The sequence below is a fragment of the Psychrobacter sp. 1U2 genome (assembly GCF_051847575.1).
In genome coordinates this window covers 1-578 of sequence record NZ_JBPYDC010001545.1, presented here as the reverse complement: position 1 = coordinate 578, position 578 = coordinate 1, and the positions used below count along the sequence as shown (strand labels likewise).

The 578-nt window shown below is 50.9% G+C and carries 1 protein-coding gene; it reads right to left on the bottom strand.

The window, feature by feature from the left end:
- On the bottom strand, window positions 1-578 hold a 578-nt coding region (locus ACS8FD_RS23095), incomplete at both ends, for an adenosylcobinamide-GDP ribazoletransferase (RefSeq protein WP_439277575.1).

Genomic DNA, 578 nt, shown 5'->3' with positions numbered 1-578 from the left:
CCGCATATAATCAGTGGCAACTAAAGCCAACACCAAAGCCAATAACCACTGACCGATGCTAATCTGCTGTATGGCATTAGGAAATATAACCATTACTAAAACTCCTGCCACGAGCAACCAACCACTACTGAACAATCCTTGTAACGCTGTCAACTGCTGCGCCATAGGTTTGGCTTTAGCATGTTCTATCTCACCGCCATACGGTAGCAGAGCAAGCAGGCTAATACATAGCAAACGCGACGCGGTATGCCCAATAATCAGCGCGACGATAGCCACCGATAACGGCATGGTGGCTAACAAGGAAATCTTTAGCAATAGCGCAGAGACCAGACCTAACACGCCATATGTACCCAAGCGCGAGTCTTTCATGATAGTCAGCGTGCGCTCACGTGTCAGACCGCCGCCCAAACCATCACAGCTATCGGCAAGACCGTCTTCGTGAAAAGCGCCCGTGAGCTTAATCCCGCATACCGTACTTAGCACCGCAGCAACTAAGGGCGTAAATAGCACACTGGCAAGCCAAAACACGCCAGCGCAAAGTAGCCCAACCAGCAAACCAACGGCGGGAAAATGACGGC